Annotated in this window: 13 protein-coding genes; 10 read left to right on the forward strand and 3 right to left on the reverse strand. The window is 55.0% G+C overall.

Translation table 11 applies throughout. From position 1 onward, the window contains the following. Positions 1-39 precede the first annotated feature (39 nt). The 10 genes from K7P01_RS20550 (at position 40) to K7P01_RS20595 (ending at position 12,453) form a co-directional block, all read left to right on the forward strand. On the forward strand, positions 40-525 hold the full coding sequence (locus K7P01_RS20550; RefSeq protein WP_267296458.1) for a hypothetical protein: 486 nt from the start codon (positions 40-42) through the stop codon (positions 523-525). Positions 526-555: 30 nt separating this feature from the next. Continuing rightward, positions 556-3,099, forward strand: coding sequence for an MBG domain-containing protein (locus K7P01_RS20555; RefSeq protein ID WP_267296459.1), 2,544 nt, complete (start codon positions 556-558; stop codon positions 3,097-3,099). Between the two features lie 45 nt (positions 3,100-3,144). Beyond that, positions 3,145-4,206, forward strand: coding sequence for a hypothetical protein (locus tag K7P01_RS20560; protein ID WP_267296460.1), 1,062 nt, complete (start codon positions 3,145-3,147; stop codon positions 4,204-4,206). A 193-nt stretch (positions 4,207-4,399) separates the two neighbouring features. Beyond that, entirely contained in the window at positions 4,400-5,017 is a 618-nt protein-coding gene (locus K7P01_RS20565) for an RNA polymerase sigma-70 factor (protein ID WP_267296461.1), read from the forward strand. A 93-nt stretch (positions 5,018-5,110) separates the two neighbouring features. Continuing rightward, the gene (locus tag K7P01_RS20570) at positions 5,111-6,061 is read left to right on the forward strand and encodes an ROK family protein (RefSeq protein WP_267296462.1); all 951 of its coding nucleotides are present in this window, start codon (positions 5,111-5,113) and stop codon (positions 6,059-6,061) included. 26 nt (positions 6,062-6,087) lie between these two features. Next, entirely contained in the window at positions 6,088-7,074 is a 987-nt protein-coding gene (locus K7P01_RS20575) for a carbohydrate kinase family protein (RefSeq protein ID WP_267296463.1), read from the forward strand. Positions 7,075-7,088: 14 nt separating this feature from the next. Then, positions 7,089-7,760 (forward strand): beta-phosphoglucomutase, encoded by a 672-nt coding sequence (gene pgmB, locus K7P01_RS20580; protein WP_267296464.1) that lies wholly within the window; start codon positions 7,089-7,091, stop codon positions 7,758-7,760. Positions 7,761-7,793: 33 nt separating this feature from the next. After that, a complete protein-coding gene (locus K7P01_RS20585; protein WP_267296465.1) occupies positions 7,794-10,079 on the forward strand; it encodes a glycoside hydrolase family 65 protein in 2,286 nt (761 codons plus the stop codon). Between the two features lie 30 nt (positions 10,080-10,109). Further along, entirely contained in the window at positions 10,110-11,654 is a 1,545-nt protein-coding gene (locus K7P01_RS20590) for a M48 family metallopeptidase (RefSeq protein ID WP_267296466.1), read from the forward strand. Between the two features lie 130 nt (positions 11,655-11,784). Further along, positions 11,785-12,453, forward strand: coding sequence for a DUF2306 domain-containing protein (locus K7P01_RS20595; protein WP_267296467.1), 669 nt, complete (start codon positions 11,785-11,787; stop codon positions 12,451-12,453). A 34-nt stretch (positions 12,454-12,487) separates the two neighbouring features. Here the strand turns inward: K7P01_RS20595 and K7P01_RS20600 are convergent, their stop codons facing one another. The 3 genes from K7P01_RS20600 to K7P01_RS20610 are packed head-to-tail and all read right to left on the reverse strand — an operon-like array spanning position 12,488 to position 16,661. Then, the gene (locus K7P01_RS20600) at positions 12,488-13,549 is read right to left on the reverse strand and encodes a hypothetical protein (RefSeq protein ID WP_267296468.1); all 1,062 of its coding nucleotides are present in this window, start codon (positions 13,547-13,549) and stop codon (positions 12,488-12,490) included. Beyond that, complete coding sequence (locus K7P01_RS20605) at positions 13,534-15,138, reverse strand: FAD-dependent oxidoreductase (RefSeq protein WP_267296469.1); 1,605 nt, start codon at positions 15,136-15,138, stop codon at positions 13,534-13,536. Before K7P01_RS20605 ends, K7P01_RS20600 begins: the two co-directional genes overlap by 16 nt. Continuing rightward, a complete protein-coding gene (locus K7P01_RS20610) occupies positions 15,135-16,661 on the reverse strand; it encodes a polyamine aminopropyltransferase (protein ID WP_267296470.1) in 1,527 nt (508 codons plus the stop codon). Before K7P01_RS20610 ends, K7P01_RS20605 begins: the two co-directional genes overlap by 4 nt.

A 16,661-nucleotide genomic window follows, 5' to 3' on the forward strand; every position in this document is an offset into this window, starting at 1 on the left:
ACCCATATACAAACCTATAACCTATATCCTTATTGTCTTATGAAGAAGCTGGATTGGATTACACAGACCGTCGAACGGAATGCCTACCGGATCGGGCTCATTATCATCACCCTCTCGCTGCTGGTCATTGTATCGGTGTTGTCGGGGTGCAGTGACGATGACGACAAAAAAGCAATAGACCCCCGCGAGACGCTACCCGGTACCTGGACGCTGGGTGCGAACGGCTCGGTAGTAAAAGATGGCAGTGACGTAACGGACGATTATGCCGGGTTGCAGATCGCCTTTGCTGCTAACAGTACCTACACCGGTACCAACAGCGAACCCCTGTGGAACAACGCGGGCACATGGGCCTGGGCAACTACCAGCACGACAGCGTTGACACTGGATGGTGACTTTGCCGTGTTCGTGACAACACTCGACAGTGAAGCCCTGGTACTCCGCTTTACGCTGGCAGCCGACGACCTGGAAGGTGGTCGCGTGTCATCCCTGGCGGGTGAGTATACGGTGACCCTTGAACGTAATTGAGTTTATCGACCTAAGTAATAAATCAGTAGTATGAAAAGAAATTTACCCTTAAAGAGTTTCCTGACAGCGGTGTTGCTCACGGTGCTTTGCCTGGGCGCAGGTGCGCAGTCGTTCTGGACGCAAAGTGATGGTCCCTACGGGATCTCCTTGTGGAACTTCTTCATTACCGAAGACGGTACGTATTATGGCGGTGCTTCTGACGGGAAGCTTTACCGTAAGCTGCCGCACAGCACGCGGTGGGAAATTGTCTGGTCGGAGTATGGCACCATTCTGTCTATTTATGAGAAGGACGACGTGATGTTTGTCGGCAATGCCGATGGTATTCTTGTGTCCTCGACCGATAACGGTGATACCTGGGAGGTTATGAACAACGGTCTGGAGGAGGCACCGCAGGTACGGGACTTTGCAGAGAATAGCAAAGGCGAACTCTTCGCGGCGACCAGCAGCGGCATTTATAAGATGATACCCGGGGCAAAGCCCGGTGTGTTTTCCTGGCAAAAGAAACCATATTCATCACAGTACGGTTCGTTTATCTTTACCCTGTGCACCGATAAGCTCGGTACGATGTACGCCGGCACGGGCCGCGGCATCTACCGCTCAGACGACGGTGGTGAGACCTGGCAGGTCTCGGCGTTGGCAGAGGAAGCCAATTCCATTTTTAGTATTGCAACGTCTGCGAATGGCGATGTATACGCGGGTACCTCGGATGATGGCCTTTACATTAACTATGCAGACGACGGGCAGCCCGATACCTGGAAGCCGCTGGCAGAGGAGATTATGGGCGGCACCCAGGCCCGCAAGGTGTCGATATTAAACAGCAACCAGGTTTTTGTGAGCATCAGCGGCGACGGTGTGTATTACTCCGAAAATAATACCGACTGGGAAAAGCTTGTGTCGGGCAGCAGTCACGGCGGCACGCAATACGATCCGATCGAACATGAGTATGTCGTGTCTTCCTTTAACGGCCTCTGGACGTCGTCAGACACAAAGCCATACAGTTTTACGCAGACCGGTATTCCGCAGAGCATTGGGTTCATTACCGCGCGTCATTCGACTGTGTCGGTGATTGCTGAGACGAATACCGTGTTTACATCACCCGACCAGGGTACTTCGTGGACGCCGGTGATTGGCAACAGTGAAGGTATCATTACCAGCTATGAGACCAAAGACAATGGCGACCGGCTGGTGGGCATGTTTGGTGGTGTGACAGGCTCACCCTGGGTGCAGGCGTACCGGTATATCGACTTTACCAACGGTTGGGGCTGGTGGTCGATTGGGTTTGACGAGTCGGTAAAACGTATATCGGATATCCTGGTGACGGCGAACGACTCGATCTTTGTGGCGACGGACCAGGGTTTGTATCGGATTGATTCTAAGACGTATGAGAGCAGCCGCTGGTTGAAGATCGGTCCCAGCTTCGCATTACGTGTGCTGGCCGAGGATGGCAAGGGCAATCTGTACATGGGCTCAGACGATGGTCTTTACATTTCGCAGGACGGCGGCAAGACTGCCGGCATACACCTGCTAAATAATGTCGTGATCAACAGCGTGACGACTACAGTAGAAGGAACAGCATACCTGGCAACAGAAGAAGGGATCTATTACCTGGCCGGCCCGGAAAGCGAACCTTTGCTGGTCGACGTGCCCCATGGCAAGGTTACGTCATTTAACGACGTCGCGATTGACGCGCAAGGGCATTTGTATGCGGCCACGCGCGGCGCGGTGTTCTATGCCGAAAATAAAGATGCTGTATGGGAAGAGCAGCTGAGTGGCATCGAAGGATATGAGTATTACGGACTGCAGGTAGCCGACAATGTGGTATATGTAGCTACCAACGTAGGCTTATATAAACATGTGTACGCGCAGCAAGCCGTTATTACATTGTCAGGCACCGGTTCGTTCGAGTATAGTGGTCAGGCGCGCAAGGCGACGGCCCAAACAACACCGGCGGGATTGGACGTGGAGATATTGTACAACGGTGTGGCCGATGTGCCGGTGGCAGGCGGAACGTACCTGGTGACGGCGCGGGTGAACGACGGCGTGTTTGCGGGTACGGCAACAGGCAGGATCAAGATCGGCAAGGCGCCTGCTACGATTACGTTGAATGGCTTGGGTACACACAGCTACACGGGGGAACAACAGCCGGTAACGGCCACCACGGAGCCTGCGGGCCTGCCGGTAGTCTTTACCTACAACAATACATCGGACGTGCCGGTAGAGATCGGTGAATATTACGTGATCGCCACGATCGAGCACCCGTCCTACCACGGACAAGCTGCCGGCGACATGATCATCCGCGATGCCGTGCTTGGCGTGGAAGATCCACACAATAAGCTGGTGTCGGTACATCCTGTGCCGGCGCGCAATACCCTGACCGTGGAGAGCATGCAGGGGCGCATGCGCACGATCGTGCTGCTCGATGCCATGGGACGTGTAGTCGACCGGCGCGAGTTTACGAAACCCGTGGAGAAGCACAGTTTTGACGCAACGCGGTATGCGCCGGGCATGGTGCTGATCCAGATCACCACGGATACGGCTAAACGCATTGTGAAACGCGCCCAGGTGATCCGGTAATCCTTTGAATCATTCATCCTAAATCCTACTAAATACTTTTCTACTATGGTAAAAATTTTCAGACTCTTTGTGTTCGCCTTTCTGGCGGCATCCTTTCTAACGGCCTGCTCCGGTGAAGACGGCGATCCGGGCGCTGCCGGTGCTAAAGGCGATAAAGGTGATGCCGGTGCGGACGGCGCCGCTGGTGAAGACGGCGAAGACGCGGCGGCGAAGACCGGTTACTTACAAGGCACGATCAAAGGCGCACGCCGCGATGGTACGGCGTTTGAAGAGCCGTTCAACTTTGCATATGTATACGGTGAGCAGAAATATGATCCGTTTCAGTTATTTGTGCAGCGTTTTGAAACAGCGGCCGGCTCGATTATCGATGCGTTAGCGAATGGCGCAGATGTGCCGCTTGACAAGGGTTTTATGAAACTCTGGTTGTACAACGAAGAGGGCGGTTTGGTACCGGGTGATTTTCAGGTATATTTCACGAAAGGGCTGAACGCTACTCAAGTGTTTACGCTGGACGCAAAGCCCTACCTGGAGGATGCATTCTATGATCGTGTGATCGAGATCTCACCCGAATACAACGGTATTTACAATTTTGAACATAATAACCTGGGCCGGGTAGGGTATCAGGAATACTACGATGAGAGCGGTAAAAACCTGGTGAGCTATGCTTTTCAAACGCAACTGTCTAATGTGTATCACACATTTGTATACGATGCTGAAACCGGGGAGCTGCAATACGTGGATATTGAAGGAGAGGTTTTTACAGACGGCGCTATCTTTACTAAATATCATGACATCAAGTTTGTATACAACGATGAGTTTGAGATGATGGTGTTTGAGAAAGCCGATGGAACACCGCTATACGAATACGTGGATGAGGTGCCGGCCGATGCGTTTACAATTACCAATTTCAGCGACGCCAACGGCATCGTTACCTTCGACTATTCGTTGCAGATCAGCAAATACCGCGGTTTTATGGGCGCCCGCAGCCCGATGGGCCCGGTACTGATACACGGCCGGAACACGACAGGCCACGACCTGACCATTACAGGCAAGTTCAATTCCGGTACACCGGTATACCAGGAGGCGGTAGGACGGAAAGCAGAGTGAGTGTGAGCGCGAGCGCGGGGAAAATGGTGTCTTCGCTCTCGCGAGAATAATACCAGTTGCCCGATTAAATATGCAAGGGAAAGGTGTCCACCGACACCTTTTCTTCTTTTGGGGACACCCGCGCTCACACTCACGCTGTTTGCATAAGCCCGCATGAATCTTTACATTAGTGGATGTTTCCGAAGCAAACAGGATGAAGGGGCGGGAGAGGTCGATCGATCAATATACGGCGGAACAGCTCCTGGCTGGCATCAAGAACGCTGATCACGACGTCTTCACCACGCTTTATTCGCATTATTTTCAAGGGTTGCTGCTGGCGTCCCTGAAGTATGTGAAAGACGCGGCCGTGGCGGAAGAAGTTGTGCAAGATGTTTTCCTGAAGCTCTGGGAGTCGCCGGCAGCCATTGCCGAGGCCCGGGCCCTGAAGGCCTACCTGTACCGGGCCGTGATCAATCAATCCATCAACCACATAAACCGGCAAAAGAATATTGCTCAGCACCATCTGCGGATGGCCGAGGAGATTAGTGAAACGTACATAGAAACGCTCGTGGAAGACCACGCCTTAAAAGAACTATTGTATCAGGAGATTGAGCGCCTGCCCGAGCAATGCCGGAAGGTCTTTAAGATGAGCCGTTTTGAGAATCTGAAATACCGCGAGATTGCCGAGCAGCTCGGCGTCGCGGAGAAAACGGTGGAGAACCACATCGTGTATGCCCTCAAGCTGCTGCGTACCAATTTGCTGCACAAAGCCACGGATTATACTGATGGCCCAACCGGAGCGCGGCTGTGGCTATTTGCTTTACTGGTGTAGCGCACCTCCATTCCCTTTATTATTTTTTGCCATCGGTGACAAACAACCGTTGCAGATGCCCGGATTTCGACTAAATTGTCGTATCGATAGAGTATGGCGAAAAAGAAGCAGCATCCGGATCCGGGCGCGGGAAATCTGTGGGGAATAGACCTGGGAGGGACCAAGATCGAAGGCGTTGTTTTGCGATCGGCGCAAGATCCGGAAGTTTTATTCCGCGACCGCGTTCCGACAGAAGCGGACCAGGGATACGAGCACATCCTGGAGCAAATACACAAGCTGGTAGAAATGATGAAAGCGGCACTGGGGACGGTGCCGACCATGATAGGATTTGCCACGCCGGGTACAGTGGATCCGCGGCGTGGTACGATGAAGAACTGCAACACGGTGGTCATGAACGGTAAGCCCATGCAGGCCGACATCGCACGCGTGCTCGGTGTGCCGGTGCGACTGGCCAACGACGCGAACTGCTTTGCGCTGGCAGAGACACGCTGGGGTATCGTCAAGCAAGAGTATCCCGATGCGCGGATTGTGTTTGGCGTGATCATCGGCACGGGCGTTGGTGGCGGCGTCGTCATTGACGGTCGTTCGATTGCCGGCCTGCAAGGTATAGGCGGTGAGTGGGGGCATAATTTTTTAGATGAGTCAGGCGGCCCTTGCTACTGCGGAAAGTCAGGCTGTGTGGAACGGGTTATCTCAGGTCCTATGTTGCAGCAGTATTATTTTAAGGAGACAGGAAACAACAAGCCCTTAAAGGACATCGTAGCGCTGGCGGAATCCAAGGTGGATCCGACGGCCCAGAAAACCATGATCAGGCTCGTGCATTTCTTTGGAAAGGCCATGAGCGTGATCATTAACATTCTCGACCCCGATGTGATCGTCATTGGCGGCGGTGTGGGAAACATCGCCCTGCTGTACGACCGGGGCCGGGATGCCGTAAAACAAAACGTGTTCAACGACCGGCTCGATACGCCGATCGTACGCCCTATGCTGGGCGACAGCGCGGGTGTTTTCGGAGCGGCGTTTCTGGTGGATGATGCCGTATAGCAAGGTGCCCAGACTATACAACCGGTATGAAAAAAATAGCGATCCTCGGTCCGATACCCCGCGACCACATTGTCACGCATCAGGGACACCTTATTCAAAAGTGGGGCTGTGTCACCCACCCGGTCATTGCACTTTCGATCATGGCCGGTGATCAGATAGAGATTGTGCCGGTAAGCCACCTGCGCCAGGTTGACCTCGACAATGTACGCGAAGTCTTCAACGGCTATAAAGGTATAAATCTGAAACACATCGGCACACGCAACGACCAGGGCGATATCATCAGCCTGCGATTTCTCGACATGAACAATCGCCTGGAACGCCAGACGGGATTTATGGATCCTATTGTTCCTGACGATGTCAAGAAGCTGGTGGACTGCGACGTGTTTGTTTTTATTCCCATCAGCGACTACGAGATTTCGCTGGACACGCTGAAGTTTCTGCACAAGAAAAGTAAGGGCATTGTCATCTTCGACGCGCATGGCCCCACAACGGCCTGCCTGACCAACGGCGAGCGCCAGCGTAAGTTCTGGATCGATCGCGACCAATGGTTGCCCTATATTGATGTCTTAAAAATGAATTTGGAGGAAGCACATGCGTCGTGCTTTAAGAAAGAATACGAAACGCAGGATTTCTCCTGCCCGCCGGAAGAAGAAGTAGACCGCGTTGCGTTACGGGAGTTTGCGACCCATTGCATCAGCAAGGGCGTGAAGTGTGTTTACATTACGGTCGATTCGCGCGGGTGCCTGGTATACTACAAGGTACGCGGCGAGGTGCGCGAGGAAATGGTGCCCGCCGTGCCGGTAAATAATGTGGTGGACACCACGGGCTGCGGCGATTCGTTTGCCGGCGGGGTGGGCTTCGGCCTGCTGCAAAAACCACGCGACTACATCGGCGCCGCACAGTATGGCAATGCCCTGGGGGCGTTGCGTACGCAAGGCAAAACCTTTACAGTGTTTAAGTCCCTGGAAGAGACTGACGCGCTCATCCGGAGTACCTATGCTTCATCCATTTAAACGAGTACACATAGTTGATCAAGGCTTGTATTTTTGACCTGGACGGCGTGATTGTCGACACGGCACGCTATCATTTTTTAGCCTGGAAGCGGCTTGCCGCCGAGCTGGGAATTCCCTTTACCGAGGCTGACAACGAGCGCCTCAAAGGCGTAAGCCGTCTGCGTTCCATGGAGATCTTGCTGGAGCTGGGGCATATTACCATGGCCCGCGATGAGCAGGAGCGACTGGCCAACAAAAAGAATGGCTGGTTTGTGGAATATGTCGAACGTATGACACCGGCCGAAATCTTCCCGGGCGTGCCCGCGCTGTTGAAAGACCTGCGTCAGCGGGGTCAGCGTGTTGGCCTCGCTTCCAGCAGCAAGAACGCACCGCGCGTGCTTGCGCTGCTGGGCCTGGCCGATGCGTTTGACGCGATGGTAGACGGTACCATGATTGTACACACGAAGCCCGACCCCGAGATCTTTCTGCTCGCTGCGCGTAAGCTGAACGTTGCGCCGCACCAATGCGTGGTGTTTGAAGATGCCGAAGCCGGCGTTGACGCAGCGCTGGCGGCAGGCATGGCGTGTGTCGGTATTGGCTCGGAGGAACAACTGCATCGTGCGGACCTGGTGTTACCTACCACGGGTGAGTTCGACCCGGCGACCCTGGCGACACTGGACGTGCGGCAACCGCGTCCAACCCCTTAATCCTATACTTTCCAAACAACCTCAGCTGTATTTATGAAAGAGTTTTTGAAGCATCATCCCTGGCAGATCATCGAAGAAGGTTTTGATCCGCATTATCATACGATCTCCGAAAGTGTCTTTAGCATCGGCAATGGCCAAATGGGCCAACGGGCCAATTTCGAGGAGACCTATACCGGCGAGACGCTCCGCGGCAGCTACGTGGCCGGCGTATATTATCCGGACAAAACACGGGTAGGCTGGTGGAAGAATGGCTATCCCGAGTATTTTGCCAAGGTGCTGAACGCCCCCAACTGGATCGGGCTTGACCTGCGCGTGGGCAAGCATGTGCTGGACCTGGCGGCATGCAAGGTGGAAGACTTTCGCCGCGTGCTCGACATGCAGGCGGGTACCTTGTCGCGCAGCTTTGTAGCAACGTTGGCCGATGGCAAGAAACTGCGCGTATCGGCGCAGCGTTTTTGCAGCATGGCCCGGGGCGAGGTGGGAGCGATCCGATATGCAATCACGCCACTGAACTTTTCCGACCAGGTGACAGTGTCGCTTTTTGTGGATGCCGATGTGGTCAACAAAGACTCTAACTACGACGAGAAATTTTGGGAAGAAGTATACAAAGAAGCAGCGGCGGGATCGGCCATCGTGACGGCACAAACGAAAAAGACGCTCTTTCATGTCACGACCGGTATGCGGTACGTGATCACGTCGGGAGGGCAGCCTGTGAAGATCGACCGAACCGACATTGTGGAGCGGGAGAAGTTTGCCGGCAACGCGGTGGTGTTTAATGTCGAACAGGAAAAGGAAGTTGTTATCTATAAATATGCGGCCGTGCTTTCGTCGGAGAATCATGCGAAGAACGCGTTGGTGACGGCGGGCAAGGAAGTATTGGATAACGCCGTGCGGACAGGGTATGATGCGTTATTGGAAGAGCACCAGAAGGTATGGAAGCATACCTGGGACGTCTGCGATATCACGATTGAAGGCGACATCGCCGCGCAGCAGGGCATACGGTTCAATATCTTTCAACTGATGCAGACCTATACCGGCAAGGATGAGCGCCTCAACATCGGTCCGAAAGGATTTACCGGTGAAAAATATGGCGGCGTGACCTATTGGGATACCGAAGCGTACTGTTTGCCGTTCTTCCTGAGCACGGCCGAGCCCAAGGTGGCGCGCAACCTGCTGGTGTATCGCTATAAACATTTGCCGAAGGCGATCGAGAATGCACACAAGCTCGGCTTTGTCCAGGGTGCAGCGTTCTATCCGTTTGTGACCATGAACGGCGAGGAGTGTCACAACGAGTGGGAGATCACGTTTGAGGAGATTCACCGCACCAGTGCCATGGCCTATGCCATGCGGGATTATATTGCGTATACGGGAGACAAGGCTTACCTGGCGGAATACGGCCTGGAGGTGCTGATCGGCATCGCGCGATTCTGGGCACAACGGGTGAACTGGTCGTCGGACAAGAACAAGTATGTGATCCTGGGCGTGACCGGCCCGAACGAATACGAGAACAACGTTAACAACAACTGGTATACCAACTACCTTGGCGCCTGGACCCTGCGGTTTACACTGGACGCCATCGACTACGTCAAGAGTGCGTTCGCCATCCGGTTCGGCGAGATCGCCAGCCACATTCACTTTAAGGAAACCGAAGAAACCACGAAGTGGCGCGAGATCGTGGAGAAGATGTATTATCCGGAAGACAGCCGGCGCGGTATATTTTTACAACAAGACGGCTTCCTCGACAAGGAGCTGAAGCGCGTAAGCGATTTGCGTCCGGAGGACCGGCCGTTGAATCAGAAGTGGTCATGGGACCGTATTCTGCGTTCGTGTTTTATCAAGCAGGCTGACGTGCTGCAGGGCATTTTCTTGTTTGAAGATGACTTCGAAATAGAGGCCATCCGCCGCAACTTTGACTTCTACGAGCCGATGACGGTGCACGAGTCTTCGTTGTCGCCTTGCGTACACGTGATCCTGGCGTCGAAGCTGGGCTATAAATCCATGGCCTATGATCTCTACCTGCGTACGGCCCGCCTCGACCTGGATGATTACAACAACGATACCGAAGACGGCTGTCACATCACGTCCATGGCCGGCACGTGGATGAGCGTTGTAAAAGGCTTTGGCGGCATGCGCGCGAAGAACGATACGCTATACTTCACGCCGTTTATTCCCGACCAGTGGACGTCGTATTCGTTCCGGGTTGAGTTCCGCGGACGCGTGATAAAAGTGAAGGTCAGCAAGGACGGTGTTGAGACGAAGCTGGAAAGTGGTGCGCCGCTGGAGATACTGGTGAACGATGCAGCGGTGTCGCTGAAATAACGGTTAGAGAAATAGTTTCTGAATATACTTATGCGAGTTGGTGTTGCGTCCGTACGGTGGATGCGTTGGATTTTTTTGGTGCTTTTGCTGGGATCGGTCATGCCCGTTGCTTATGGGCAATTGGCCGATAATTACGCGCCGCGAGGCACGTATGACAGGACTGCCACGGATTTGATCACTCGGATCAACAATCAAGCGCGACGGCAATACACGGTATTGGAAGGAAGCGGCAAGCCGCCGGCGATCATCAAAGACGCGAAGGCCGAAATGTCAAAAGGTACCCGGATGTTGGTCTCGCTGGTGGAGCACCATATGGTCATCCTTGACGACACGCTGCACCGGTGGGTGGACGATATTGTAAACACGATCGTGGCCGCGAATGCGTTAAAGCGCAAGCCACAGACGGTGCTGGTCATGAAGAGTACGACGTGCAACGCGTATTCGGTAGGGGAGGGCACCATCGTCGTCACGACGGCATTGCTCGCCAACATGCGTACAGACAGCGAGCTTGCGTTTACACTTGCACACGAGATGGCGCACGAAGAATTGGAGCATGCCAGCCAACGCCTCTTTTATAAGGTCGAGCAGCGCCGTCAGCAAAAATCGAATAAGGTGATCCGGCAGGCAGCGCTGGGCGAAGTTACCACCGAGGCGATGGATACGCTCCGAAGCCTCGCATATGCCGCGCAGCGCTATTCACGCGAGCATGAGATGCAGGCGGACTCCTTGGGATTGATCCTGATGCACCGCGCAGGGTATGACACGTGGGCGAGCTTCGGCGCACTGTCGGCGATCGACTCGGGCGATTATACGAAGGAGCGATTGGGCCGGCGACTGTTTAAACCGTTCGAGTTTGCCACGTATCCATTTCAGGAGTATTGGCTCAGTCCGCCGCTGACCATGTATACCCGCCGGCCGCAAGATACCTACTTTTTTTCGGTCGACTCCCTGCAATCGCACCCTGACATGCTGCTCCGCCAAAAAACATTACTGGAATACCTGCCTTCCAATGCGCCGCAGGACGAATACCCGAGTCCGGAAGTGAAACATACGATCGCCCTGGCAGCGTTTGCATCGCTGGAAGCGGGCTATGATTTTAAACGGATGGACCAGGCGTTGCTGCGCGCCCTGGAACTAAAACACCGGTACCCCCGAAATGTATTTGTCACGAGCTCGATCGCGCGGATACTCATCAAACTGTACCGTTGGAAGGACTATAGCGAACAGCTCTTCCGCGCCCATGTGCCACTTTATGTTGCCTTCTATGGGGAAGAGCTAAAGTCGGTCAATACATTTCTCAATAACCTGACGTTGCAAGAGCTCGGGGAGCTCGGGTTTCAATTTCTCAACAACAAAGAAAACTTCAATCCGGCATGCCGTGACCACTACATCCTTTTGTGGCACATCTGCGACCAGACGTGTCGCTACCCGGTGGCGGCCAAAGTAAAGGAAAACTACGAGAAACGGTTTGGCCGCGACTTGCGGTACGCCGAGATGAAAAGCGGGGCTGCGAAGATCGCTGCGCTCGAACCTTCGCTTTTTCTTCCCTCGGGCAAACCTCGGCCGCAGCACTGATTCGTTGCGCTCCGGCGCTCCGGTTAAACGCTTTGACAGTCTATCCACCCGGGCTTACAGTTCAGTCACATAAATTACAATCCGGAGGGGTCAACGGCTACTTTTCGGATGTATTCATCAAACATCGACTATGAACTTCGAATTGTTTCTCCGGGCGACACTGATCGTTCACATTGCAGGCGGTACGGCAGCCCTGGTAAGCGGCCTGGTAGCGATGCTTACCCAGAAAGGCGGACGGGCACACCGTCGTGCGGGTATTGTGTATTTTGCCGGAATGTCGGCTGTCTTTGTCAGTGCGGTGATCCTTTCCATTGCCGGGAATAACATCTTCTTATTGCTGGTCGGCTTCTTCAGTTACTACCTGACCGTGCGCGGTTATCGCATCCTCTACCTGAAAAACCTGCCGGCAGGTCAAAAGCCTACCACGGTGGACTGGCTGATCACCGGCGTGGCGAGCCTCTTTATTCTGACGCTGGTGGGGTGGGGTGTAACGCTGCTGACGGTGGGTGAGCGCATGGGGATTGTTGCCCTGGTGTTTGGTGGTATCGGCGCAACTTTTGTACGCAAAGACATTGTACAGTTCTTTCGTCGCCCGCAAGAGAAGATGCACTGGTGGTACGGCCACATCAGCAGCATGGGTGGCAGCTATATATCGGCCGTGACAGCCTTTATTGTGGTGAACATCCGGCTGGCGGAGTTTCAGTGGGTGTTGTGGATCGTGCCGTCGATCGTCGGTACCGTGCTGATCACCCGTACCGTACGGTTCTACCAGGCGAAGTTTAACAGTAAGGCTGCGTAAGCGCTTCGCGCCCACACTCACCCTCACTCTTCTTTTACACCCGCGCGTGACGATCCCTGGAGAAGCGCCAGATAAAACCATCGAGCACATAGTGCGTTACCTGGGGCAGCACTAGCAGGGGGACGAGGAGCGAGAGTATAAGCGGGTCTTCTAACGGTGCAGCGTCCACCAGGAACGGGAAGATGGCGGCGTGGTCTTTCCAAACGAGCACGTCCCAGACGGTCTCCTCCAGGTAGGCCAATAACAACAGTACACCGGCGAAGACAGCGACGCCTTTCCAGGAGAACGAGAACGAGCCGGCGGCCTTCTTCTCGCCGTGGATCCAGATCAGTCCCATGTATGGAATGCCATGCGCCACAACATTGAGCAGCGTAAAGATCAGGTCGCCTTCAAACCATACAATGCCTGCGTACCACGAACAATAGGTGCCATAGACGATCAGGTTCTTGGGGATGTTAAAGAACCGGTGTCGGATGGAGACGGTGATCTCCCGCACGGTATAGGCCAGCAAGATCGCTACGAACAAGTACCACAGATAGGGGCCTGCCGCGACCAGCGGCGGCAGTGGTATAAAGTCGCCGGCGACAAACCAGCTGAGCGATTCGGTTAGGTGAATGTGCCAGTATACCAGCGGGTAGAGGGTGGCGTTGTAAATCGCGATCGTTTCGATCAGGCGCCCGGTGCGGGAAGATTGTTCCTGGCGGGAGTAGAGCCGCATAAAACCATATTGCTGCCGGATGAAGTGATAGACGGCGATGTATGCCAGGATACGCCAGAATAGTCCTGCACTATAGAAGTGCAACAGAAAACCGACGACGAATGCCGCCACCGGAATGATAATCAGCAAACGTTTATACTGCTGAAATGTAGGCCGGTCCCAATACAGCCGGAACAAGGTGCTATAGACGTGGCTCACGTCGATGCCGAGCACCAGCACAACCCACCATACAGTAGAGACCTCGTGGTTTGCCTGGAAATAATCGTGAAACAAAACAATGACCGCCACGGGCAGGAAGGCCGGCGCGAGGATGAGCAGGCTTTCGCGCAGCGGGTCTGCGAGCCAGGGTTGACGATATTGTTTTAAAGTTTCTGCCATGCTTGCCGGGCGGCGGTGTGGCCCTGGTAAAATGCTTCTTCAAAGATGGACAAACCGCTGAGGTCTGAATGCGCAAAGTATACGGTGTCCTGGAGTGGCCTGGCAGCTTGCAGTCGGTCGGTACCCCAGATAAAGCCGGGTTCGGGGCGGATCATGCCGTGGCCCCAGATCCAAAGGTCAACGGATGAAATGTATTGTTCTATGGTAGGGTGCGGGCGTCGCAGGTCGGCCAGGATGATGTCGGTCCAGGCATCGGCCGTGGTACGTTGTGCCAGCTGGCGGCGGGCGAGGGCATCCGTACCGAGCAACGGCAGATAGTACGTTAAGACGCGTTCCGCACCCGTCAGGCCGGCCTTTTGGTGTACGGCGTTGACATAGCCCAGGGACTCGCTACCGTAAAGTACATTATCCCAGCAAACAGGCTCGCCACGTTTTTCGGTCAGGCCGGCAGTAGTGGTGACGTTGGCCACCATCCAGGGGGCGTATTGAAAAGCTTCGGGCCGGAATGCACGCGGGGCGTCGGGTAGGAGCCGCCGCGCGATAAACTGCGGTGTGGCGACAATGGCGGCGCGTGCCCGGATGCGGCGCGAGACGCCGGCGGTGGCATCGAAATATGTAACGGCTACCTGCCCGTGGCTCCACTGAATGTTGTGGACCATGCTGCGTGTGTGAATGTGTTCCCGCAGCGGTGTCTGCAATTGGTTGGTCAGCCAGCCGTTTCCTTCCGGCCAGGTCAGTACGGTATCCGATGGCGCATTGGCCGCCTTGCCTTTACGGGATGCAAAGTAGTGAATGCCCGCCCAGGCGGACGTATCGGCCGGCGCAGAACCGAAGTCGTCGGCACAGCAGTACTGTACATACCATCGCAGGAAGGGCGATGTAAAGTTGTGCTGGGTGAGGAACGTTTCCATAGAGATACTATCCAGTTGCCGCAGCACGAGGTCTTGCGAGCTGTTGGCCACGGGAATAGCAAAGGCTTCGCGGCCGTCGCTGCCACGCATCTCTTTGTATTCGTGCATCAGTGCCAGGAAGCGCTCAATCTCGTCACGGTCGCTGGCCGGTATCCCTGCGCGAGGTATCACCCCGGCTTGCCAGTAGCCGTTGATGTATAGTCGTTCCTGTGGGTCGAAGCAGAGGTGGTATTCGTTGTATACCGGCAGGCCGTCGGTATAGCCGGTAATGACGCGGGTCTCTTGTAAGAACGCCACAAGCTCGGGGTCCTGGTCGTTGGGCAGGGGCAGGTAGTGCGCGCCCCAGGGATATTGTGATACGGCGTTCTGGCCTCCAATAGCGTTGCCACCCGGCTCGGCGGCCAGCTCAAGCAAGGTAAAGTCCGATGTATAGCGTTTTAAGTAGCGTGCGGCGGAGAGGCCGGCTACGCCACCGCCGATAATGACGATGCCGGTCGTGGTGTCAGAGACTGGTGGACCAAAATCCATGGTACGCAGGCGATGGCCCAGCGCGGCATCCGGGCCGCCCAGCTGCGCGTGCATCGTTTCTGCCGGACGGCAATGTTGCAGCGCCGGTAGCAGGAGGGAGGCTCCGGCGCCCTGTACCAGGCGCGTCACAAATTTCCGGCGTGAGATCATCGTGTATAGTCAGCCCATTCTTTTTCAAAGGTATTGACCAGCACCTGGTTGTTCAAGGTGTTGGCTTCGCTCGCCACGCGGTCCATATCGGGCGGAAAGGAATAGAGCGGCGGCAAGGTTGCTGCGCTGATAAACCGCAGGCCTGCCGGCAATGTATAGTCTTCCGGCAGTTCGCCCTGAAAGCCCATCACAAAGCCCCATTCGCCGAACGACGGCACGTAGCAATGATACGGCAGTGTGGCAAAGCCGGTCTTTCGCAGGGTTTCGTCTACTATCCAGAACGATTTGCGGGCGACGAACGGTGACGTGGATTGAATGACCAAACAGCCACCGGGTGCCAGCAGGCGTCGTAGCTCGCGATAAAAGGTAGTGGTATAAAGTTTCCCCAGTGAATAATTCGAGGGATCGGGAAAGTCGATGGTAATAAAGTCGTAGGTGTTTTTCTGCTCGCGGATCCAGACAAAAGCATCCTGATTGACGACGGTCACGGCGGGTGACATGAGCGAGCGCTGGTTGAGCTTCATCAGCGCCTCGTTAGACTTAAATAGCGTGGTGATGCTGTTGTCGAGGTCTACCAGTGTGATTTTTCTGACGGAAGGGTATTTGAGTATTTCGCGTACAGCCATGCCGTCGCCGCCACCCAATACGAGGATATTTTGTGGATGGTGCACACGGGAGAGTCCCGGGTGAATGAGGGCTTCGTGGTAGCGGTATTCGTCCAGGGAGCTGAACTGCAGGTTGCCGTTGAGGAACAACCGCCAGTCGTTGCCGCCGCGTGTTAATACAATACGTTGATAGGGGCTTGACTTGGCGTATACAATCTTGTCGGGATACGTAAGTGACTCGGATAGGCGCGTCAGGTGCTCCGACAAGGCAAAGCCGGCGGCCAGTAGCACGAGGCAGACGATGGCCGACCACCGCAGCGATCGATAGCCCCGCAGGTCGTGTCGGAAACGATAGGCGACGATCCAGGCCACGCCCACGTTGAGGAACCCAAAGAAGAACGACGTACGGAGTAGTCCCAGATACGGTATAAAGATCAGGGGGAAGAGGAGCGAGGCGAACAGGGCGCCGATATAGTCGAACGTAAAAATGCGCGACACCAGGTCGCTGAATTCAACGCGGTCTTTTAGGATACGCATCAGCAGGGGCAGCTCAAGGCCCACGAGCGTCCCGGTCAGTACGACCAACGCGTAGAGGATGATGCGAAAGTAAACGACCTGCTCGAAGAGTATAAACAGCACGCCGGCGCTGAAGCCGCCGACCATGCCGACCATCAGCTCGATGCTGATAAACCAGCCCAGCAGGTTGTCTTTCAGAAACCGCGACAGGTACGACCCGATGCCCATGGCAAAGAGGTATGTGCCGATGATGGTAGAAAACTGCGTAACGGAATCGCCCAGCAGGTAGCTGGCCAGCGTGCCGGCCACAAGCTCGTAGATCAGCCCGCACGTGGCAACGACAAAGACCGAAAACAGCAGCAGCCACTGGAAACCGGCGGCATTACGTTCGTCCCGAATCAT

The sequence above is a fragment of the Parachryseolinea silvisoli genome (assembly GCF_021190955.1).
Taxonomy (GTDB): Bacteria; Bacteroidota; Bacteroidia; order Cytophagales; family Cyclobacteriaceae; genus Ohtaekwangia; species Ohtaekwangia silvisoli.